This is a genomic window from Bacillus cereus group sp. BfR-BA-01360, from assembly GCF_022663595.1.
In the GTDB taxonomy this organism is placed as follows: domain Bacteria; phylum Bacillota; class Bacilli; order Bacillales; family Bacillaceae_G; genus Bacillus_A; species Bacillus_A cytotoxicus.
The window spans coordinates 1-20034 of the sequence record NZ_JAKUFV010000028.1; the positions used below are offsets into that span (position 1 = coordinate 1).

The window sequence follows — 20034 nt, forward strand, 5'->3', positions numbered from 1 at the left end:
TCGACAAATTTTAAGAAGTCTTCAAAGTAGCGGGCATGCGATGCTTGGTGTATTTTTAATTCGCCGACTTCGACCATACCTTCTTCAGGCACTTAGACTTAAGATATACGTAAATTCACGTATTTTTGACGGTTAATAGACGTAAAATCGAGCGTGGACACAGAAGTGGCAACATGTCGATTAAATATTCATGATTTTATCTAGTTTTTCAGATACCGATTTTTGCATGTCAGGCAGAACGTGACTATACGTATTAAGTGTAGTTTCAATATCGGAATGACCTAACCGATCAGCGATTAATTTTACATTAACATTTTGTTGTATCAGCATAGTCGCATGAGTATGGCGTAGGTCATGAAAACGTATTTTAGGAAGTCCGAGTTTCTCCGTTAAATTATAGAACTCTTTTCGTAGATTTCGAGGGATCATCGGTTTACCTGTACGTGTACAAATTACTAGGTCATTGTCTTCGTAATCCTTTCCGTGACACAACCGCTCTTCAAGGACCAATTTACGATGGTTTCTTAATTCATTGACGAGCTTGTCTGGAATGTGAATTGATCGTATACTTGATGTGTTTTTTGCACCGATTTTTATTTCGGCAGCTTGCGTTAAAGTTTGTTTTACGTAAATGATATTTCTTTCGAAATCTATATCCTTCCAACGTAATCCCATTATTTCACCTTGACGCATGCCAGTAAGAAGGGACATTGCAAATGCGATATAGCAGCGAGTCAATCGCTTAATGTTTTTAGATTCGGTTAAGAAATAATTTACTTGATCAAGTGACCACACGTTCATTTCTTTACGCTGTCGTTTTGGTAATGTCGTACCGGTTGCAGGGTTATCTTTAATTAACTTCATCGTCTGTGCTTTCTTTAATGATGAGCTTACTATTCGAAATATTAAATGAATAGTGTGAGATGAGTAATTTGTTTCATTTACTAAGTTATTTATAAACTTTTGAATATGAATAGGTTCAATTTTTTGTAACTGGAAATGTCCAAGTTTTGGTTTTATGACGTTCTCACAGTAAATCGAGTGAATTTCATAAGTGGACTTCTGGAGATAAATCCGTCTTTCTTCAAACCATTCATCGAGATATTTAGAGTAGGACATTTGTGTTAAATCCAGAAACTCGTCATTTAACATTTCAGCCTGAACTTTAATTAATGCGTTTTCCGCTTCTTTTTCAGTCTTAAATCCACGTCTTTTAATTTGTCTTCTTTTCCCGGTAAACGGGTCTTTTCCTATATCAAAAGAAAAATACCAGGTTCCTCTTTTTTTATCTTGTAATACGCTACCTTTCATAATCAAACCTCCGTTAGGTTTAACATATTGAAATAATAGCTTCCATAACTTGTATTTTATAACCTTGGACACATTTTGTATAGGGGTGTAAAAAGTAGAAAAACGTAAATAAATTAATTTTTTTTGAGAAAAAGTGCGCGAGGGTACAAAGTCCTGCGTCATAGTAAATGTAAGGAGTTCACAAGGCATTACACGGAGGTGGAAACGGGTGAGTACAGTGAGCGAAAATAGCAACTTAGTATCAATCGAAGCCCAAACGGAATATTCAATAACGAGTGGAAAGCGAGAGACACGTATATTCCTTAAGATGTATGTCGACGCAGTACACTCTGGTTTAATAGCAGATTTAGGTCCGGAAAGATGGACGACACTTTGCGTCCTGGCGTCATTCATGGACGAAGATGGTGAATGTTATCCAACGCAAGATATGATTGCAAAACGATTAAATATAAGCCGTGAGAGCGCTAATAGACGCATCAAAAAGCTATGTGAGTATCGTTGGAATGGAAAGCCATTAGTCGTTAAGGAAAGACGCAGACACGAGCGTACACAACAGTGGGAGAATACGGTATATACGATTCTACCGATTATAAAGTTGGTGAGAGAATGAGCGAAAATAGGGATCGAGTAGTTGCGCTTAATACTCGTAAATACGTGAATATTGACTACGGCGTATTACATGATACGAAAAACTTCGGAAAAGTCTACGAGAAAATGGTCTACGTTATCTTATGTAAATACGCAGACTATGAAACGAAAACTTCGTATCCAAGTGTAAGCCGAATCGCTAAGGAGTGTGTGTGCTCCGAGAATACGGTTAGATCAGCGATTAGGAGATTGGAAGAGCTACGGTTAATAAAAGTAGAAAAACGGCTTAAAAACGACGGTAAAGGGCAGACATCGAATCTATATACGTTGTTACCAATACCAGATGAGTTCCCGAAATTCCATCGACCTTCAATTCTTATAGAGGACTAAACTCACGAAGTGAAGGGGGAGCACTTCAAGATATGTAGCGGGGTACTTCATGAGCTGAAGACGAATTATTAGTTATTTATATATCAGTTATTTTATATATCATTTGCAAAACAAAAACCTTGAAGGCTATTTCTAGCGAAATATCCTTCCATCATTAATATATTCGGCGGTAATTACTTATATAAAAGAACACCGCTAATAGATGATGAGATACAACGAGCGTAAGCGAAGTTGTCAGGTTTTAAATAGATATCGAAAGGAACGATTTATATGGATAAAAAGATCCTTATTAGACGATTAGAGAATATTCTGTTTCACATAAATGCAAACGGAAAAATAATCGGAGGTTACCGTACCTTAGAAGACGTCAAGTATAGCTTAGAAAACTTAGTAAATGAACTGAAGGAAAGTTAATAGGAGGTGTTTACGGTGAGAGACGTAAAAAAGCGGCTGCAACGTATCCTATCAGAACTAGAATCGTTAGAGTCCGACATGCAACAAACGAATATACGTAAGTCACAAACGGATTTAGCGCAGCAAGATATCTTACACACTATCGAGATAGAAACGTTTACTACAGCGCGTGGCAATTACTTATTGAAAGAGCTGAAACGTATTCGTAAGGAACGTCGTAAGGCAAAGGACGATCAAGCGGTATTACAGTCGGTCATGCACACGTTAAAAGGAGTTAAGCAAAAAGTCGAGTGTAGCATCGGGAGTGTAACTGGAGTGATTGAGCGCCAACAAGAACGTAAGGTCACAAAAGGTTACTAACGTGAATTTTACGCTCAAATAACGAGACAAAAATCTAGGAATCTACAAATAGGTTAATTGAGCAATACAAATGGAGGGACAATGCAGTTACACGATTTATTACTGAAAGAAATCTACATCGAGGCGCTAATCCGTCGCAACGTATTCAAAACGGAAGATGGACGAGACTTGTGGCAGGCGTCTAACGAGGAGTTACATGCGCAATTATTTGACGAGGAGGGGCAGAATGATTTTACGTAAATTCCCAGTAGTAGGAAGATATCGTAACTATGAAATTGAAATCGAAGAAGTAACATTTATAAATACGTTTTATCAAGTAAGAATTTATCTGCCGCTTACCAGAAACATACTTGGATTAACGTTTAGACGAAGACGCATGTTATATGGGGTTAAATACGCCAAAGTAGAACGCGCAGGTGAATTTGTAGAAATCGCTAAAGAAAGTGTAAATAAATACGAAAGTTTTCTAGATAAGCAAATACGGGTTGAGACGCTACATGAAACAGGTATTGACGATTTTAAGCATTGGGATGGATTAGTAGAGGAGGCTACGAAATGACCCGCATAAAAAGAGTTTCAACGAAAGATTTCCGCAACCTACCAATCGAAAAGTGGAACGTAACGACATTCCGAGAGTATCTAAAGCACGAACATGAGGAGCGTTATAAAATTCCTTATGTCACTCGTAGCTATGCGATGGAAGGACGTATGTTGAAGACGTTTATTGCTGAGTATAAACCGGAAGCAACAAAACAATTCATCGACGCATGTTTTGCCGATTATAAGCCGACACGGGAGTATCCTGGATTAAACTTTGCGTTTATGTATTCGTATATGCGAGGGCGTATTCTACCGCGAGTGCTTGATGAGTTACGTAAGGAAGAAGCGAAGTTACAAAGACAGACGGAGGTTATGGAAGTTAGTACGGAAGAAATTATCGATTATTTATGAACGGAGGGAAGACAAATGGCGCGTTCTAAATTCACGTTCGAAGAAGTAAAAGCACTTTTTGATTCTAAAGGGTACGATTTACTAGAAACGGATTATATAAACGCAAGAACACCGATGCGTTGTAAATGCCGTCAGCATCCTGAAAGTATTATCCAGATAACAGCAGGTAATATGCGAAAGGGTTTCGGTGGTTGCCGTCAATGTAAACGACAACAACATAAATATCGTACTAGAACGATTGAAGAAGTACGTAAAGAGTTTGCGGAAAGAGGTTATACATTACTAGAGACGGTTTACAAAAATAACCGTACGAAAATGCGTTACACATGCCCGTATCACCCTAATGAAAAACCTTCGATTGCTTACATGCATTTTAAAAGGGGTGTGGGATGTCCGTCATGTGGTCGTGAAAAAACGTTATTAGCACGTAGGAATGAGTTTCCAAAGTGTACCTATAACAATATTGAAAAAGAAGAAGCACGTAGTAAGGTGCTTCGAATACTAAACAATCATTGCTTCGATTGTCCTTTTAACGAACTAATTCGAATGGGTGCCGTAGAAGATAAGTGCTATAAACAGTGTCCATACGGCATGGAGTTACGTAAAGGAGGCGCTGTTCTAGCGGGTGAGGACATCAAGGCTGTTACGGAATATTATGAGGATAAATTCGCAGGGGAGGCGTTGGTTTGATGCAATGTATTCTATCCGATCATTGTTCACTGTACAAAAGCGAATCATGTAACCGTCAATGCCCTTCATACATCGCACTACACGGATTTAACGGGAAAGGTGGACGTATGGCAGCGACCAACTTACCAAAAGAATACCGTCATTTAACGCTACTGAATTCGCCTGTAAAAGATACACAACCGAAAGTCTATAAATCTATCGAAGCGTATGTAACGACTTTCTCACGACAATTTGAGGCGGATGAGGCAACGGATGTAAAAGACAAGATCAAATCGATGTATTTGTTTTCCGAAGAAACTGGTACAGGGAAAACGACAACAGCAGCCGTTATTTTAAATGAATGGCTAATCCGGCATTACATCGGTAGTTTGCAGCGAAATAGGCAATCGTTGCAGGTACCTGGTTATTTTTTAGATGTGAACGAATGGCAAACGTTATTTAACGAATTTAATCGGTCAAACATACCGCGTGAAACGGCGGAGAAATCCGCAAAGGAATACTACCGTCGCATGACTAACGCTAAGACGGCCCCTTTTGCGATATTGGACGATATTGGAGTACGTAGTGCAACCGAAGCATTTCGAGGCGATTTACACGCGGTGATTAACCACCGGATAACGAACGGATTACCTACGGTTTACACCTCGAACATTCCTATCGACGAGTTGGAAAGCGTGTTTGATCGTAGGTTGTACGATAGAGTGCGAGATTTATGCGTGGTGTTGCCGTTCGAGGGTGATTCGAAAAGGGGGATGCGAAGATGAAAAAATTAATATTAATCGTATTTCAATTCCTTGTTTTCGTACCTGTGTCATCATTCTCAATTTATATAGGACTTACTTTTACAGAGAATATTATATACACAGTATTACTACTATTAGGTTTACTAATGTTTTCAATCTTAGAAGGAATGAAGGAGAACTCATAATGAAAAAGATTATTATCGCAGTATTCATGTCTTTGCCAACGTGGTTTTGGCTTACGTATTTTTGTGGACTAAGTGGTATGGAAATAAAAGTTACCGCTTTTATTTTCGGAGTGACCTTCGGACTTTATAACGTTGTGTTGGAGGAAACGGAAAAGTAAGACCAAATTTGAATTTTGTATAAAAACGGAGGGTTGGAAATATGAAGAAGCATGAATTAACTTGCATGATGGAAGAGGAAGACACTATCGAATTTATCACGAATGAGAAGAAGAAATTGATAAATGTGTTTATGAAAGTAAATTCCTCAGAAGACTACACCCATGTTGTTATAAATGCTAGAGAATTTTTAATGATGACTGATGAGATTCGAAAGGAATTGGAAATATAGGAAAACTGAGCAAAAGCGTTATTTGAATAGAAAAGGGGAATTAGAGATGGTTAATTTAACACCTTTTATGTATGCACCGCATTACGCTCCAGATAAGCCTTATCTAGTTTATTCCGTTAATTGCGATAGACCAGAAACAACCAGTGGATATATGCAAGGGTATTGGGAATGTACTCATTGCGGAGAAGGTAGTCAATTTAGATTTTATGATGATACCTATCATCCTAAATACATAGCAAAGTGTCCAAAATGCAACAAAGAGTTTATTGCAATTGATGATACCGACTATGATGATTAATTTATAACGAGAGCGTTATTTGAATAGAAAACGAGGTGATTGAAATTTGGGTTTATTCAAAGAAAGACTAAAAGAACTATGTTTGATGATAATTGCCTTCGTGATTTTATGTGTAATAGGGTTAATTTTTGTCTCGCCATTGTTCATTTTAGATTCGATTCATGAAGGATGGGGCGGACTAGTTTATATGGTTGTTATTTTAAGTATAGTTGCCATTTCCGTTATATATAACGCTTGTAAATTTATTTATTGGCTATTAATAGAGCCATTTAAAAATATGCGAAATCAAACAAAATAGTTATTTTGGAGGGAAAGAGAATGAGAGAAATTAAGTTCGATGCAATATATAAACCGACAGGAGAACATTTCACTCCTGTAAACATTAATTTCGAAAGCAAAACAACACACGGTAATTTTGATGGTCAAGTAAATGATTGGTGTCACTTCTCACTTGATGGTAAATATGGTGATGCAATTTTAAGGCAATACACAGGCTTAAAAGACAAGAACGGTAAGGAGATTTATGAAGGGGATATTGTAAGTCGTCATGACGGAGGTATTCATTTCCAAGAAGAATCACTTGCTGAGCATGTTGTTAAATGGGGCAACTTCGGATGGTTACCTTTTGAAATTGGGGAAGGTTATCAAAAGTGTGTATACGGTGAAATTTATGAGTTTATAGTCATTGGAAACATCTACGAAAACCCAGAGTTACTGAAAAACCAAACAAAATAAAATCCTTATTTGAAAGAATACCAGCTTAAATATTGCGTACATACATTTAAGCTGGAACAAATAAAGTTATTGTTTGTGTTTTTCCTCTTTATTAAGGAAAAATACGACGAATATTGCTAGGAGTATAGGAAACCAAACTTCGTGTGGCATATTAAAACCTCCTTAAAACATGTTGTCACTATATTTTACCATATACAATGGTTTATAACAAAAACGCTATTTTAATAGAAACGGAGGAGGCTAATCAATGAGTTTATACTCAACAAAAGAACAAGAAACCGTATTGACTTTCGACAACGAAACGAAGGAATGGAACGCATACTCTTGCGTTCCAAAACACATTCGTAAGTTAGTAGGGATAATTGGTGAAGAAAACGTTACAGTTATCGAAAGTGACGACGATGGAAAACCGCTAGCAGTGCGTTGCACGTTAGGTGAAAAGCAGGTAAGTATGAAGCGATTACGTCAGTATAGCGAGGATCAGAAACGAAAGATGGCGGAGAGAATGCGAGCGGTTCGAACACTCCTGTAATCAAACTGCAAAACTACGTTCGGTTTGTTCGCTAAAATTAGTACATTTGTTGCCTTACACAATATTTATATAGATGGTAAATTGGAGGTGTAGTTAATGAACTACGGAGAAATGCTCTTATCGAAAGTAATAGATACGGCTAATCCGATACAATTGAATCATGTAACAGAGCGAGATTTTGTTACGGAAGCTGAACGTAAGGCGTATCGTTTTATTAAAGATTACGTAGAAACTAATCGCGGGCGTGTCCCCGACTTCCGTACGCTAGTAGCAGAAGTCGACGGATTCACTTACGTACCAAATGTCGAGGATAGTTTCGAGTATTTAACGAAACAAATCAAGTCTTATTCGGCAAAGGTCGAAGCGATGGAATTCTTACAAAACGAAGCGCCTGAACAATTTGAGCAACTAGACGGAAATTCTTTCCTAGAATGGTTGCGAGATAGAGTTGACAGCGTTATAATAAGAACAGACGTTCGTGATAAAGTGGGAACAAGTTTGAAGGCAGATACGTCTAAATTCCTAGAAGAATACGAACGTCGTAAAAAGGGCGAGTCTTATCGCATTTGGAAGTCTCGATTTTCATTCATCAATAAGGCGATTGGCGGTTACGTAAGCTCGAACGTATACACAATCTATGGAAAGTCAGGGCGTGGTAAATCCGCAACGACTATCGAAGAGGGCGTAGAAATGGCGTTTCAAGGTGCAAACGTGCTTATCTGGCTAATGGAAATGGGATGGTTCGAAGGGATGGTACGCTTATACACTTCAATCTCATCACGTATTGGAGCGACTGTAGCCGAACTAGACGGTATAAATTTAGAAGCTGGTTTTGATTCGAAGGAAATCCGTCATGGTAAACTATCAGAAGAATTTGAACAAGGGTTTAAAATGTTCCTAGCGAATATCAATGAAATTCTACCAGGTAATATTGTTGTCCGAGGCGTAGATGATTACGACTTTCATCGAAGGGATTTACGACAGTTAGAAGTAGATATAAGTGAGACAAATGCAGATGTCGTAATTGTGGACCCGTTCTATTATTTAGATTACGAAAAGAACACGTCAAAGACAGCAGGCGGGGACGCAGCGGCTACATCGAAGGCTTTACGTCGATTAGCCGGTAAAACAGGAGTGGTTATGTTCGCTATTACACAAGCAGACGAAGTCGATAACAGCGAGGACGAGGATGGCCAAAGAGAATTACGCTTACCGAAACGTAGCGAAGTAAAGAAAACGAAAGCACTCTTAGAGGATGCGGCGTTATTGATTGCGGTTGATACTGATGCAAAACAAGGACGAGGTATAATCGGTATTAATAAAGGTCGTGACGGTGGTGAAGGCGAAAGCGCCGAAATCATTTACATGCCGCAGATTGGCGTGATTAAGGAAATGGAAACAGGAGAGGAAGCAGCGAAACAATTTACGAGCGTGTTTTAATTTAAAAGAACGGTAGGTGGGTCACCTTGTCAAGTATTCAAATACGTGGGCAGGACGTAAATGTAGACATCGAGTATGAACTTCGGCAGTTTTCTTGGACTAACGAAAGATGGACTTCTGATAAACTAATTGCAGCCTCGCCATTTCGATATGAACACACGCCGAGCTTTTTCGTTAACTTAGACGGGGATTACGCTGGTACGTGGAAAGACTCGGGTGCATTTGATAGCGAATGGGAAAGCGGCAACTTTACCAGATTGTTATCTTACTTGCGAAATGAGACCTATGAAGAGACGGAAGCATACCTGTTAGAATCATATGGTACATGTTACACCTACGACAACCTCGTACTTAAGCCGCCGAAACTCCGGATTGAAAGCGGCCATAAGGCCCTCGATTTTGGTCGGTTGCAAGAATACGCTTATCGCCACCCGTATTTAGGACAGCGAGGTATTAGTGAGGAAGTACAACGGCAAATGAAGATCGGTTACGACCGCTTTAGGCAGGCGGTGGTAATTCCGTGGTTTGATACAAACGGTAGATTGGCGAATATTAAGTATCGGAAAACGCGCGGCAAAGCATTCTGGTACGAAAAGGACGGAAAGCCAATTGGAGATTTGATATACGGATTACATCTCGCTTATAAACGAAATATTAAGCGGGCAGTATATTGTGAGGCGGAAATAGATGCGATGTCATTTATGACGGCTGGGGTTTTCGGACTGGCAAACGGATCCTCGTCGTTTAACCAACGAAAGGCAGAGCAAATATTGAAGTCGCCGATAGAAGAATTAGTTATCGTAGCGGATAACGATCCAGCAGGCGAGAAACTTCGAAAAGAACTTGAGAAATATTTAAATGGCAAAATGCGCTTGACAAATGGATATGTTTGTGAATTTAAGGATGCGAATGACTCGTTACTAAAAGAAGGAAAGGATTCGTTGATATCTGTAGTTGATAATGCGGAGCCAGTTCGATTAAAATTATCATACGTGAATTCACGTATTTTCGGTCGGAGGGAAGATACGAAACCTTCCCGGTAAATAGATGTTATTCCGTTTCCCATTCGTACAATTCTTCGATGTCACAATGTAGCTTAGCGGCAATATTACGCGCTCTTTCTACGTTAGGCAAATTACGCAGGCTGACATAATCCGTTATGGATTGCGGTGTAATACCGACTTTTAGAGCGAGTTCAGCTTGTGTAATGCCGTTCTTTTTACATAGTTCGGGAATACGGCACCTTCCGACTTTTAACGATGTAATCACCTCCTTTCTTAAATCGGAGGTTTAAAACTATTACTCTTCAGTGGCAGCAATTTTAACTACTTTTTCAATAGGTACATCAAGGTGTAAACAAATAGCTTCTACGGTACTTAAGTGTACGGACATTCCTCTGTTAATTCTAGCAATTGTTTTACTATGTAATACTTTATCTCTTAAATCGCTTATCACCATGTCTTTTTCTTTTAGTGTGACATGGAGAGGGGTGTAGTCAATCATTTTAACACATCCTTGAAAAATATTTCTCAATATTCAAATGTGTACTTTTGTGCACATTTGGGTTATAATTACATTATACCAAAATTTTCTTATACAGCATAGGAGGGTTTTCAAGTGTTAGGGTTTCATAGAGAGATATGCGATACTATCAATGATAGAGATGATATAACATTTTCAAGTGTAGCAGAAAAAATAGGAGTATCTAAGCAGTGTATGTCTAAATTTAAAAAGGATGGGACTATAGGGTTTAGAAAACTCTTGAGACTCTCCTATTATCTGTTTCCAGACGAACAACGTGAGAAGATGGAGAAATGGTGCTTACAACTAGATTCTGCTGAATCAATACAGCAGAGTTTAGAGTACGCTGCGATAACTCGAAACGTAAAGCTACTAAGACAATTAATTCAAATACACAGAAAAAGCGACGGAGTAATTAAAGATTATATAAACGTTTATAGCATTATTTATAGCTACATGCAGGGAAAAATAAAAGGAGTTGATTTAATCAAGAGTCTAAATAAGATCGGTCGTGTGGAAGATAGTACATTAAATATCCTTGTAAACATTATTAAATGTTATAATTATTTTGCTCAGAAAAAAATTCATATCATGTTAGAGGTAGCACGGGAGGCATCCTCCATGATAGAAGATTTAAGTGATAGTAGGAAATTATTTATTAAGGAGTGTTTTTTACATAGGTTGGCTGAAATTCTCGCTCCCATTTTTTTACATCGTAATCAATTACATTTAGCAAGAAAATGTGCTTCTTTAATAATCAATGCCAATATTTGCGCGAAAACCGTTGCAGATGCGTCATACTATGTAGGGATGACGTATTTGAATGAAGACAACGAAAGATGTCTAAAATATCTTCATAATAGTTACGTCATTGCCAAGACGATTGGAGTAGAGAGGTTCAAGGTACAAGCAAGAGATAGATTAGATTGTGTTAAAATTTATTTGGGAATACCATTAGGAGCGAAATCAGACACAAGACTTATTGAATATCAAAAGGATAATACAAAAGGACAATTAATAGATAGTATTATAGAAGAAAGGGGAGAAAAAGACTTTTTACTCTTATACAAAGCTCGCTCCTATAATTCGTTCTCAGAACTTTATGAATGTTTTCAACACTTCTTTTCTAACTCAAACTTCTTTTTCTCTAGTCTGGTTGCTAGGGAAATCTACGAACGAGGAGATCGTTCTGGATTGACCAAGTCACTTATAGACTTTAAAGTAAATATTGAAAATGAAAAGGGAGGAATTCAGTTTGAAGAAGATTTTGTTAGGAGTTTCTGTGGGTTTAGTAGCGATTCTAGGGTTGTTTGTGCTTAACACACCATTAGACAGTAACAATAATAATAACGCAAAAACAATGGCACAAGAAACCACTCCTGGTGGCTAAATCAGCGTGTACCATTAGAAAGCAGAGTAGCTATAATAGCTGCTCGTTTTTTTTTTATGTAGAGAAAATGCTTATAAAAGTAAACGAAAAATAAAGTAAGATACTTGGTTGACTTTTCGATATTTCTGAAAATTATTTGTTAATATATGTTTATAAAGGATTTTTAAAAAAAGTGCGCGAGTGTGGCAACTTGTGCGTCATAGTTATTGTAAGGGGGAATAAGAAGTGAAAGACGAACAAAAATCAAATATTAACAAGATGGCAACCGAGTATCTTCGAACAGGAGATGATTTTGTATTTACGGATTTGTACATTAGTTTATCAGAGGTATATCGGGACAAGCTCCGATATTGGAGCACTGCTACATATATGGCAAACGAACATGATATAACTGGATTGTTCCACGATGTAATACAAAAGGTATTGGAAAGTTTACGAAATAACGTTGGCGGTGATTTCGTAAAGCTATTCACAGTATCACTCGGAAATGGCTATAAGTCACTATTACGGAAGTTACGTACTAGAAGGAAGTATGAGTTATATGATGGATCAGATAGTGATGAGGAAGAGAACACGGCAATGTTCGAAACTATCGCTGACGAATTCGATATAGAAGAACACGTTATAAAAAAGAAAGAAGCCGACCAGCGAGAGCTAATCGACTTCTTAACTGACCCGGGTGAGGTCAACGACGAGACAACGACGGCAATCGTTGAATCGTTTCTGTCAAGTGAAAATAAGACTCCAACGCCGACGGCAATCGGAAAAATGTTGGGGCTACATCACTCGACAGTTATACGCAAGCTCGAGCGCCTGGCAAAGCGCTTCGACGAAAGACAATTCGGTGATTACCAGGATTATCTTCTTGCGTAATACGTTCTATATACTTAGGCATTGTATATAGAACTCGTAAATCATAGCACGATTCTAAATACGTACAGAGGGGGCTAAATGCTACCCTTTGTACGTACAACTAACCGACTTGGCAGGTCGATTAATTGCAATGGTTTTGCTTAACGATGTGTTAAGCCGAAGTCCACTTTTAGTGTACCTCGTATTTTTATTATAACTTATGTTTGTAGTATTAACAATTGTTAATGAACTAAACTCCTAACGACAGTATCCAACATAAAAGTCGAAAAATGCACGTCGATATAACGTCATTACCCGTCGTTATCACCATCTTCACCTCCCCCGAATATGAACAACGGGTAGTGGCGTCATATGGGCGCTTGGCATTACAGCACGATGCGTTACGTCCAAAGTTCTTGATTTCTACCGATGTATCCCCCGCGTCGGTATTGCGTAATTGAAGTCAGTTACGTAATACGGGCGTGGGAGTCACCCAAGCTCGAATTTATAACGAAGGAGTTGTTTCAATGGGTATTAGAGAAACGTTAAAAAAGCGTGAGGAACAACGTGAAGCTAGCCAAAACGGAGGGAATAGCGAATTTCCGGAAGGTGTGACGCGTTACGTTCGAATGGGAAAACACGGTGAAGTAAACGCAGAGGGGCGTACATTCATCTTACTAGCGGAACCAGACGATTGGTATTTCTACTTCGTACACGAAGATAAAACATTCGATGGTAAACGTACGATTCACCGATTCCGAAAACACTCTTGTCTCCATTCACCGCTAGAAACAAACGCAGACATTACGAAATACTTCAAGCCAGGTAAAACGGAGTGTCCATCATGTAAAGTCGGTGCAAAACGTAAGATGTACGCAATGATTCCTGTATATGACTTGGAGTACGGCACTTACCGCGTGATCGATACGGCTGAGTTCCATATCAACAACATTATCGCCGACTACGATAAAGCCGAAAAGATGGGACGTAAGTTTAACCCGCAATATTCACTAGTAGGTGAAGCGGTTCACTTTAAACAAGTGGACAAGTCATACGCCCTTGAATCCGGTGAAGCGTCCGAAGACCAACTCGAAAAGGCTAAATCGTTTATTGGTATTGACTACGGGTTTGAGGACTTAGCAAACTTCCGTGAAGAAAGCGACATCATTGCATTGTTACAAGATGCGGAAGATGAAGCGATTGATAAATCGAAATTGCCAACGGCTTCGAAAAGTGCAAGCAACGAAGGAACACCAATCGAAATTGATGACGATTCGCTTCCGTTTTAAGGGAGCGTTTGGAAAGGGGCGTTTAGATGGCACACGAAACAACAATTAAGGGCGGTTGCTCGGAATTACGAGTAGCCCTCGCGCTCTTAAACCTCGGTTGGGAAGTAGCAAAACCGCTCATCCCGGAGGTTTACGACTTGGTAGCGCGAGACCCGCTCAACAAACAATGGTATAAAATTCAAGTAAAAACAATTCGCGTACGTCAAGACCGCGACAATGCATTAGTAGTACGTGCGACAAAAGGAAACGACCAGGCTTATACGTCTGAAGATTGTGACTATATCGCAGGCGTCGAAGGTGATCGAGTATTTATGTTCGAATGTGCAGGTCAACGTGAGTATTGGGCGACGGAAACTAGCGCGAGCCAACGGTGGATTGAGTTAACAGCAGTAACTAATAACGAAGAAAACGAGGAGGAAATTAAACATGGCTAAATTAGACGGAGTTAAAGTTGTTAATGAAAATACGGTGGAATTTAACGGGTTTGTTTATGAGTTAGTTACAGACGGAGGTAGAGTTGACGATTTAATTCAATGTTTCGAAGAAGGGTATGATGATGATTTAACGTACGAAGCATTCTACGAAGTTGTAAGAACTAATAAAATTAATGATATGAAATTCCTCGATGATATTAATGATGAGCGTAGCCGTGATTGTAATGACGACGATTGGAAAGTATTCCGAAAATCCCACGCAATCACTAACGACAAACTAACCGACGCGGAAGGCGTAGTGAAAATCGAATTACCTGACGGAACTAAACTCGAAGGTACCCCGTCTGACTTAGAAAAAATTACACGTAGTATGCAGGCGTTGCAAAATGAGCAGCAAGGGCAGGCGGAACAAGGAACTTCGGAAGAAAAGAGTGCCGAGAACGAAAGTGAGCCAATGGTAGAGCGTCTACAGGTCGGTGATTATGCGAAGGTAATCGGAGAAAGTAATCATTCAGGTAAAGTCGGAGACATCGTGAAGATTTTCCACGATAGTGAAGATAATCAACCATTTAAATGCGAAGATTTACAAGGAAGAGAACTACTTTATCCTTGGTTTCGCGAGCACGAACTAGTAAAAGCAACCGACGAAGAAGTCCTCGAAGCTAAACAAGCATTATTGAAAGAAGGCGACTTTGCGAGGGTTATTGGTGGAGATCATACTGAATATGTTTGCGGGCCACATAACTATGAAATCGGCACCGTCGTTAATCTAGTTGAATACGACAACGAAGATGGTGATGACTCGTTCAAAACCGCTTATATAAACGGTGGCGAAGCCTCAGCACCTTGGGTACACCGAAAAGACCTCGAACCATTAACGAAAGAAGAAGCGGAACATATCACCCGTGAAGCCGAGGAAGAAAAGAAAGCGAAGGCAGAGAAACTTAAGTGGGCGGCTATCGGTCGTGAGGTTGGTGAGATTAAGAAAGGTGATATCGTTCGTACGATTTCTCGCAGTTTAAGTGTCAATCCTGTAGGAACAATCGGAGTTGCTCGTGAGGACGGAACGGTAAATAGTTGTTCAACTGTCGCTTTAAAGGGTGATACAGGAAACTGGTCGAGAGTAGAACTTATCGTTCCAGTAGAACAACGCTTTGATAAAACGGAGTAACAAATGCGTATTTGCGAGAATTGTAGCGCCGTACTCAACTGTAAAGAATTCGTTTATGACGATCGCGAAGGTAACTCATTTTGCGATAAGCGTTGTTTCGAAGAGTGGGCGGAAAATAATCACGAAGTGGTAGTAACATTTTATTACCGATTAAATTGCAAGGAAACGGGGCGGTGAAAGTGACGCCAAAGTTAACGTTGAACTTAAAAATACCTGGCGCTGAAGCCGTTGAAGAAACGAAAGTACGGGTGGCAAAAGCGGTCGAGAGAAAGGCAAAGGCGATTGAAACGATGGAAGACGCATGGCAACGAATTCTATCGATGAAGAATAGTGAGTCTGATAGGCAGAGACTTGCGGAAGTAAAAGAAGCGATGATGAAGGGCGAAATTGGTCGTAGCCCTTCTGACCTCGCTAAACGTTTTAGTAAGGCGGAGGCTTTACGGTTATGGAAAGTGTTACACGGACGAAAGCGCGACGATAAAATACGTGAGATGGTGTTAGCTACACCGGATAATTACGTATTGGTTACCAATGGCAAGGTATTAAAGCAAATGTTAGACGATATGAAAACGTCCGATTTAGTTGGATTTGACTGTGAGACATTCGGTGAGGATAACGGAGCATTAGACCCGTGGAAAGGTGAAGTGGCTGGTTTTTCGATTTCGACGAGAACCCACAATTATTATGTACCGTTGAACCATGAAGAAGGTCCGAATTTAAGCGAAGAAGTTTTATTACAGTACGTTAAACCTGTACTAGAGCAAGTAAAAACCGTAATGCACAACGCACCTTTCGATTGTAAATGGTTTATGCAGCGTTATGGAATTAACTTAATCGATAACTTGCACGCGGATACACGTATTATGTCGATGGCATTAGACGAAAATCGAAACCATCGACTAAAGGATTTGATAACAGATTGGCTACGACAACCGAGTGATAACTTCGATGAGTTATTCGGTAAGACTGCGTTTAATGAAATACCGTTAGATGTAGCGTTAGTTTACGCAGCGGGCGATACGGAGAAAACCTTGAAACTTTACGATTGGATTATGGAATGGTTTGACAAACGAGAGGATTTACAAGATATCAAGTCGCTCGTTTTTAACATAGAGATGCCCGTATGTAGGCAGTTTATTAAGTCAGATTTAATCGGTATTAACTTCGATAAAGAGAAAGCGAAGGTATTAGATGAACAATTGGCAGAAGAAGAAGCGCAAATACAGCGTGAGATATACGAACTATTCGACGAAGAAATTAACTTAGGTTCACCGATGCAATTGAAGAAAAAGTTATTCGTAGATTTAAAGTTACCGGATATAGAAAACGGATCAACAGGCGTAAAAGCATTGAAGAAGTTGAAAGGGAAACATCCCGTAATTTCTAAGATTCTCGACTATCGAGGCGTCAGCAAACTACGTGAAGCATTTACGCAAAAGTTACCGAAGGAAATTAAACACGATAACAAAATACATCCGTGGCATAACACGTACGGAGCGGCGACAGGACGGTTCACATGCAAATCGCCAAACACCCAGCAAATCCCCGCGAAACGTCCTGAAATACGTCACCTGTTTACATCGAGTGCAGGTAAAATACTCGTTTCTATAGATTACTCGCAAATTGAATTACGTGTCTTGGCACATATGGCCAAGGAGCCGGAACTAATCAAGGCGTTCAAAGAAGGACGCGACATTCACTCGACAACGGCAGCGATGATTAGTAACGGTAAATACACGTATGAGGATATCGAAACTAACAAAGATACAGACGGTTCACCTGAGCAGAAATTCCGTAAGCAAGCTAAGGTGGTTAACTTTGGTATTGTATACGGAATGAGCGACAAAGGGTTAGCCGATACGTTAAGCATTACGAGAACCGAAGCGCAAACAATTATCGATAACTACTTTAAAGGTTACAAAGGGATTCAACGGTATATGGACGAGCAGAAACTATTGGCTCGTAAGCAAGGTTACATTACGGATATTTTCGGTAGGAAACGTCGGTTACACACCGAGTACAAGTCGAAAGACCGTTTCTTACATTTTCGTGCGGATCGTATGGCTGGTAACTTTCCGATTCAAGCGTCAGCCGGTTCGATTTTAAAGAAAGCAATTGTAGATTTACAGCCCGTACTATTGAAATATAACGTAGATATATTACTCCAGGTACATGACGAATTGTTATTCGAGTGTCCGAGAGATATTTCGAAGGAAGCTCTATTCGAATTAAAAACTACGATGGAAAACGCAGTTAAATTACTAGTTCCCGTCAGATGTGACGTTGAGATAAATCCAGAACGATGGTTAGAAAAAGTTAGTATCGAAGAATGGTTTAACGAAGAGGAGGGTGTAAATGATTAACCTATCCGAAGTATCAACGAAAGAACTTAGCGAAGAGCTAGAGCGACGCGAGGGTGTAATGACTGTCAAGGTCGAGCCTTACGAAAAGATAGAGGTCGGAGGAATCGTGGTTAACGGACCGGCAATCGTTTTAATAAATCAAGATTAGGAGGCGTTGACTTATCGTAACGAAAACTAACGCAGCACAATTACTACGTCAGAATACGCAGGAAACATTCGCTTATGAAATCGCAGAGGAATTCCGTAACTTCCTCGAAACATGGCATTCTTATTCGGAGCCTTATGATACTTCGTTGGATATTTGGCTCCACGAAAGCTATGCGAGAGTATTAAGAAAAGGCGGATACTTAGACTATCGAAGTTTACCGTATTTCTCTCCTTCGTCAGCTAACTCATGTCCGAGGGAGCTTTACGAAAAGGCATTACGAAGTCCACGTGATCAAACCGAAGTGAAGCCATGGCAAAGACGATGGCAATTTCTTGGTACGTCAGTGGGCGATGCAATCCAACGTGATATCTTACTAGCGGAACGCCATTACGAAAAATTCACCGGTGAGAAACCACGTTTTAAATTTGAACGTACGAAAGACGGTTATCCAGCGTTTGAGGATTTCGTTAAAACTCGTAAGGTAATCGAACACAATAACCAACAATTCGCTTTAATCGGTACGTGTGACGGCATTTTAGAATACATCGATGAGCATGGCGTAATTACACGCGTCGGACTCGAAATTAAATCGAAACAGACTACCTACAGTAAAACTTCCGAATATTCACTGCGTGAACCTGGTGCCGACCACGTCAAACAAGTTACATGCTACTCGTTAATGTACGACTTAGATTATTACATCGTACTTTACATGAATGCGTCGAAAAAAGCGTGGAATATGAGCGAAGAAGACTATATGAAATACCCAGATTTCAGAGCGTTCGGTGTTGCCATAACGGACGACATGCGTGATGAGGTACTAAACAAGTTTGCTAGTGTAGTAGCGGCCGTAAAAACGAAGCAGCCTCCGAAACTAGATATCGAGCATTGGACATTTAACAACTTCAAAACGGCATGTGCTCAGTCGCTGAGTGATGGAGAGTACGAGGAAATAAAAACGCAAGTCAGTCGGGTAAAGCGTTCGAGTTTATCAGATGCGAAGAAAGCCCCGTATATTGGGGCGTTGGAGTTTATCGCTAAAGTACGGGAGGGAATGTAATGAAAACTGTAAACGTCACTTATTTTAAACGAAGCGGAAAATATTACACATCTGAGACTATTGAAATCTCTGAGGAATTAAATGGGTATGAAGCCCTAGCTGAAGAAATACCTAAACATCATCGTATTAAAGAAATGGTGATGTTAGTGCAAGATAGCGAAGATGGTAAAGAGCCGTATATTGTTCCTCATTTATATAATCCGAAAGTTGGCAGTTTTGAATGACAAATCGTAAAAAGACGTTTCGTGTTTTATCAGTTGATACAAGTTTAGGTAGTCCAGGAATCGCCGTCATAGACGTAATCAATGGCAAGCCTAAACTAATCGACGTATCACACGTTAAAACAAAATCAACTGAACCAATCGCTTTACGTACGAAAACTATCGAAGCATGGGCGCACTTGTTTATCCGCAAGCACGCGCCCTATGATTTGATAGTTCGAGAGGGTTTCGCTAGTAAAATACCACACACGAACTATACGGTGTTTAGCGCATGGAATGCGGTAGATCGTGCGTTAAATGATTTCGGTTTAAAAGTCGATGATAGTATCGGACAGGCTTCCGTTAAAAAGAAACTACTCGGTAAGGGACGAGCGGAAAAGGAAGAGGTGGAGGCTGGCGTGAGGCGATACGTTGAATGGGGTGTGTTTAAGACGAGTGATGAGAGCGATGCGTGTGCGATAGGGTTAGCGTATTTAATCGACAAAGGGATTGTTATGAAGGTAAATCCGAAGGAGGAAACGGAATGAGTGAAAGCACAAGATGCCCATTATGTCGCGGAA

Annotated in this window: 29 protein-coding genes and 1 pseudogene; 26 read left to right on the forward strand and 4 right to left on the reverse strand. The window is 39.7% G+C overall.

What is annotated here, in order from left to right; genetic code table 11:
- Both MR056_RS19065 and MR056_RS19070 read right to left on the reverse strand, forming a co-directional pair.
- Positions 1 to 92: pseudogene (locus MR056_RS19065) on the reverse strand (DUF3900 domain-containing protein); the annotation flags it as partial.
- Between the two features lie 88 nt (positions 93 to 180).
- Positions 181 to 1311 carry a site-specific integrase gene (locus tag MR056_RS19070; RefSeq protein ID WP_048723703.1) on the reverse strand — a complete coding sequence of 377 codons (1131 nt, stop codon included), beginning with the start codon at positions 1309 to 1311 and terminating at the stop codon, positions 181 to 183.
- Positions 1312 to 1519: 208 nt separating this feature from the next.
- Between MR056_RS19070 and MR056_RS19075 the strand changes: the two genes are divergently transcribed.
- The 16 genes from MR056_RS19075 (at position 1520) to MR056_RS19150 (ending at position 10068) form a co-directional block, all read left to right on the forward strand.
- Complete coding sequence (locus MR056_RS19075; protein WP_048723702.1) at positions 1520 to 1921, forward strand: helix-turn-helix domain-containing protein; 402 nt, start codon at positions 1520 to 1522, stop codon at positions 1919 to 1921.
- Entirely contained in the window at positions 1918 to 2289 is a 372-nt protein-coding gene (locus tag MR056_RS19080) for a helix-turn-helix domain-containing protein (protein WP_048723701.1), read from the forward strand. Before MR056_RS19075 ends, MR056_RS19080 begins: the two co-directional genes overlap by 4 nt.
- 429 nt (positions 2290 to 2718) lie before the next feature.
- The gene (locus MR056_RS19085; RefSeq protein WP_048723700.1) at positions 2719 to 3063 is read left to right on the forward strand and encodes a hypothetical protein; all 345 of its coding nucleotides are present in this window, start codon (positions 2719 to 2721) and stop codon (positions 3061 to 3063) included.
- An 81-nt stretch (positions 3064 to 3144) separates the two neighbouring features.
- Positions 3145 to 3303: a Fur-regulated basic protein FbpA gene (gene fbpA / locus MR056_RS19090; protein WP_087095137.1), complete on the forward strand. Its 159-nt coding sequence runs from the start codon at positions 3145 to 3147 to the stop codon at positions 3301 to 3303.
- The gene (locus tag MR056_RS19095) at positions 3290 to 3622 is read left to right on the forward strand and encodes a hypothetical protein (RefSeq protein WP_048723699.1); all 333 of its coding nucleotides are present in this window, start codon (positions 3290 to 3292) and stop codon (positions 3620 to 3622) included. Before fbpA ends, MR056_RS19095 begins: the two co-directional genes overlap by 14 nt.
- Positions 3619 to 4014, forward strand: a complete 396-nt coding sequence (locus MR056_RS19100) for a hypothetical protein (protein ID WP_235436451.1) — start codon at positions 3619 to 3621, stop codon at positions 4012 to 4014. The genes MR056_RS19095 and MR056_RS19100 overlap by 4 nt, the downstream gene beginning before the upstream one ends.
- A gap of 15 nt (positions 4015 to 4029) precedes the next feature.
- Positions 4030 to 4704 (forward strand): hypothetical protein, encoded by a 675-nt coding sequence (locus tag MR056_RS19105; protein WP_087095136.1) that lies wholly within the window; start codon positions 4030 to 4032, stop codon positions 4702 to 4704.
- Complete coding sequence (locus MR056_RS19110; protein WP_048723697.1) at positions 4704 to 5468, forward strand: P-loop NTPase family protein; 765 nt, start codon at positions 4704 to 4706, stop codon at positions 5466 to 5468. The genes MR056_RS19105 and MR056_RS19110 overlap by 1 nt, the downstream gene beginning before the upstream one ends.
- A 163-nt stretch (positions 5469 to 5631) precedes the next feature.
- Positions 5632 to 5790: a hypothetical protein gene (locus MR056_RS19115; RefSeq protein ID WP_164468644.1), complete on the forward strand. Its 159-nt coding sequence runs from the start codon at positions 5632 to 5634 to the stop codon at positions 5788 to 5790.
- Between the two features lie 41 nt (positions 5791 to 5831).
- The gene (locus MR056_RS19120; protein ID WP_087095135.1) at positions 5832 to 6020 is read left to right on the forward strand and encodes a hypothetical protein; all 189 of its coding nucleotides are present in this window, start codon (positions 5832 to 5834) and stop codon (positions 6018 to 6020) included.
- Between the two features lie 46 nt (positions 6021 to 6066).
- Positions 6067 to 6318 carry a hypothetical protein gene (locus MR056_RS19125; RefSeq protein ID WP_087095134.1) on the forward strand — a complete coding sequence of 84 codons (252 nt, stop codon included), beginning with the start codon at positions 6067 to 6069 and terminating at the stop codon, positions 6316 to 6318.
- Positions 6319 to 6364: 46 nt separating this feature from the next.
- A complete protein-coding gene (locus MR056_RS19130; RefSeq protein ID WP_087095133.1) occupies positions 6365 to 6616 on the forward strand; it encodes a hypothetical protein in 252 nt (83 codons plus the stop codon).
- A gap of 20 nt (positions 6617 to 6636) precedes the next feature.
- Entirely contained in the window at positions 6637 to 7053 is a 417-nt protein-coding gene (locus tag MR056_RS19135) for a YopX family protein (RefSeq protein WP_048723694.1), read from the forward strand.
- Between the two features lie 247 nt (positions 7054 to 7300).
- Complete coding sequence (locus tag MR056_RS19140) at positions 7301 to 7585, forward strand: hypothetical protein (RefSeq protein WP_048723693.1); 285 nt, start codon at positions 7301 to 7303, stop codon at positions 7583 to 7585.
- Positions 7586 to 7681: 96 nt separating this feature from the next.
- On the forward strand, positions 7682 to 9025 hold the full coding sequence (locus MR056_RS19145; protein WP_087095132.1) for a DnaB-like helicase C-terminal domain-containing protein: 1344 nt from the start codon (positions 7682 to 7684) through the stop codon (positions 9023 to 9025).
- 26 nt (positions 9026 to 9051) lie between these two features.
- Positions 9052 to 10068: a toprim domain-containing protein gene (locus tag MR056_RS19150; protein ID WP_048723691.1), complete on the forward strand. Its 1017-nt coding sequence runs from the start codon at positions 9052 to 9054 to the stop codon at positions 10066 to 10068.
- A 7-nt stretch (positions 10069 to 10075) separates the two neighbouring features.
- On the opposite strand, the gene MR056_RS19155 is transcribed toward MR056_RS19150, so the two are convergent.
- Positions 10076 to 10294: a helix-turn-helix transcriptional regulator gene (locus MR056_RS19155; protein WP_235436449.1), complete on the reverse strand. Its 219-nt coding sequence runs from the start codon at positions 10292 to 10294 to the stop codon at positions 10076 to 10078.
- Positions 10295 to 10324: 30 nt separating this feature from the next.
- A complete protein-coding gene (locus MR056_RS19160) occupies positions 10325 to 10528 on the reverse strand; it encodes a helix-turn-helix domain-containing protein (RefSeq protein WP_048723690.1) in 204 nt (67 codons plus the stop codon).
- A 114-nt stretch (positions 10529 to 10642) separates the two neighbouring features.
- Between MR056_RS19160 and MR056_RS19165 the strand changes: the two genes are divergently transcribed.
- From MR056_RS19165 to MR056_RS19210, 10 genes are all read left to right on the forward strand, one after another.
- Complete coding sequence (locus MR056_RS19165; RefSeq protein WP_048723689.1) at positions 10643 to 11866, forward strand: AimR family lysis-lysogeny pheromone receptor; 1224 nt, start codon at positions 10643 to 10645, stop codon at positions 11864 to 11866.
- 295 nt (positions 11867 to 12161) lie between these two features.
- A complete protein-coding gene (locus tag MR056_RS19170) occupies positions 12162 to 12809 on the forward strand; it encodes a hypothetical protein (RefSeq protein WP_048723688.1) in 648 nt (215 codons plus the stop codon).
- 506 nt (positions 12810 to 13315) lie between these two features.
- Positions 13316 to 14077 (forward strand): hypothetical protein, encoded by a 762-nt coding sequence (locus MR056_RS19175; RefSeq protein ID WP_048723687.1) that lies wholly within the window; start codon positions 13316 to 13318, stop codon positions 14075 to 14077.
- 26 nt (positions 14078 to 14103) lie between these two features.
- Positions 14104 to 14511: a group I intron-associated PD-(D/E)XK endonuclease gene (locus MR056_RS19180; RefSeq protein WP_048723686.1), complete on the forward strand. Its 408-nt coding sequence runs from the start codon at positions 14104 to 14106 to the stop codon at positions 14509 to 14511.
- Positions 14504 to 15682 (forward strand): hypothetical protein, encoded by a 1179-nt coding sequence (locus tag MR056_RS19185; protein ID WP_210351298.1) that lies wholly within the window; start codon positions 14504 to 14506, stop codon positions 15680 to 15682. Before MR056_RS19180 ends, MR056_RS19185 begins: the two co-directional genes overlap by 8 nt.
- A gap of 173 nt (positions 15683 to 15855) precedes the next feature.
- Entirely contained in the window at positions 15856 to 18045 is a 2190-nt protein-coding gene (locus MR056_RS19190; protein WP_242136639.1) for a DNA polymerase, read from the forward strand.
- On the forward strand, positions 18038 to 18193 hold the full coding sequence (locus tag MR056_RS19195; protein WP_087095127.1) for a BC1881 family protein: 156 nt from the start codon (positions 18038 to 18040) through the stop codon (positions 18191 to 18193). Before MR056_RS19190 ends, MR056_RS19195 begins: the two co-directional genes overlap by 8 nt.
- Before the next feature lie 301 nt (positions 18194 to 18494).
- Complete coding sequence (locus MR056_RS19200; protein WP_239431009.1) at positions 18495 to 19253, forward strand: hypothetical protein; 759 nt, start codon at positions 18495 to 18497, stop codon at positions 19251 to 19253.
- Complete coding sequence (locus MR056_RS19205; RefSeq protein ID WP_048723682.1) at positions 19253 to 19477, forward strand: hypothetical protein; 225 nt, start codon at positions 19253 to 19255, stop codon at positions 19475 to 19477. Before MR056_RS19200 ends, MR056_RS19205 begins: the two co-directional genes overlap by 1 nt.
- Positions 19474 to 20001 carry a crossover junction endodeoxyribonuclease RuvC gene (locus tag MR056_RS19210; RefSeq protein WP_048723681.1) on the forward strand — a complete coding sequence of 176 codons (528 nt, stop codon included), beginning with the start codon at positions 19474 to 19476 and terminating at the stop codon, positions 19999 to 20001. Before MR056_RS19205 ends, MR056_RS19210 begins: the two co-directional genes overlap by 4 nt.
- Positions 20002 to 20034 lie beyond the last annotated feature (33 nt).

What these genes read in the sequence shown, in the direction of transcription:
- MR056_RS19100 (WP_235436451.1), top strand. Translation starts at nt 3,619, where the DNA reads ATGACCCGCATAAAAAGAGTTTCAACGAAAGATTTCCGCAACCTACCA.
- MR056_RS19140 (WP_048723693.1), top strand. Translation starts at nt 7,301, where the DNA reads ATGAGTTTATACTCAACAAAAGAACAAGAAACCGTATTGACTTTCGAC.
- MR056_RS19195 (WP_087095127.1), top strand. Translation starts at nt 18,038, where the DNA reads ATGATTAACCTATCCGAAGTATCAACGAAAGAACTTAGCGAAGAGCTA.
- MR056_RS19110 (WP_048723697.1), top strand. Translation starts at nt 4,704, where the DNA reads ATGCAATGTATTCTATCCGATCATTGTTCACTGTACAAAAGCGAATCA.
- MR056_RS19175 (WP_048723687.1), top strand. Translation starts at nt 13,316, where the DNA reads ATGGGTATTAGAGAAACGTTAAAAAAGCGTGAGGAACAACGTGAAGCT.
- MR056_RS19185 (WP_210351298.1), top strand. Translation starts at nt 14,504, where the DNA reads ATGGCTAAATTAGACGGAGTTAAAGTTGTTAATGAAAATACGGTGGAA.
- MR056_RS19205 (WP_048723682.1), top strand. Translation starts at nt 19,253, where the DNA reads ATGAAAACTGTAAACGTCACTTATTTTAAACGAAGCGGAAAATATTAC.
- MR056_RS19125 (WP_087095134.1), top strand. Translation starts at nt 6,067, where the DNA reads ATGGTTAATTTAACACCTTTTATGTATGCACCGCATTACGCTCCAGAT.
- MR056_RS19120 (WP_087095135.1), top strand. Translation starts at nt 5,832, where the DNA reads ATGAAGAAGCATGAATTAACTTGCATGATGGAAGAGGAAGACACTATC.
- MR056_RS19210 (WP_048723681.1), top strand. Translation starts at nt 19,474, where the DNA reads ATGACAAATCGTAAAAAGACGTTTCGTGTTTTATCAGTTGATACAAGT.
- MR056_RS19105 (WP_087095136.1), top strand. Translation starts at nt 4,030, where the DNA reads ATGGCGCGTTCTAAATTCACGTTCGAAGAAGTAAAAGCACTTTTTGAT.
- MR056_RS19135 (WP_048723694.1), top strand. Translation starts at nt 6,637, where the DNA reads ATGAGAGAAATTAAGTTCGATGCAATATATAAACCGACAGGAGAACAT.
- MR056_RS19080 (WP_048723701.1), top strand. Translation starts at nt 1,918, where the DNA reads ATGAGCGAAAATAGGGATCGAGTAGTTGCGCTTAATACTCGTAAATAC.
- fbpA (WP_087095137.1), top strand. Translation starts at nt 3,145, where the DNA reads ATGCAGTTACACGATTTATTACTGAAAGAAATCTACATCGAGGCGCTA.
- MR056_RS19115 (WP_164468644.1), top strand. Translation starts at nt 5,632, where the DNA reads ATGAAAAAGATTATTATCGCAGTATTCATGTCTTTGCCAACGTGGTTT.
- MR056_RS19180 (WP_048723686.1), top strand. Translation starts at nt 14,104, where the DNA reads ATGGCACACGAAACAACAATTAAGGGCGGTTGCTCGGAATTACGAGTA.
- MR056_RS19160 (WP_048723690.1), bottom strand. Translation starts at nt 10,528, where the DNA reads ATGATTGACTACACCCCTCTCCATGTCACACTAAAAGAAAAAGACATG.
- MR056_RS19145 (WP_087095132.1), top strand. Translation starts at nt 7,682, where the DNA reads ATGAACTACGGAGAAATGCTCTTATCGAAAGTAATAGATACGGCTAAT.
- MR056_RS19095 (WP_048723699.1), top strand. Translation starts at nt 3,290, where the DNA reads ATGATTTTACGTAAATTCCCAGTAGTAGGAAGATATCGTAACTATGAA.
- MR056_RS19070 (WP_048723703.1), bottom strand. Translation starts at nt 1,311, where the DNA reads ATGAAAGGTAGCGTATTACAAGATAAAAAAAGAGGAACCTGGTATTTT.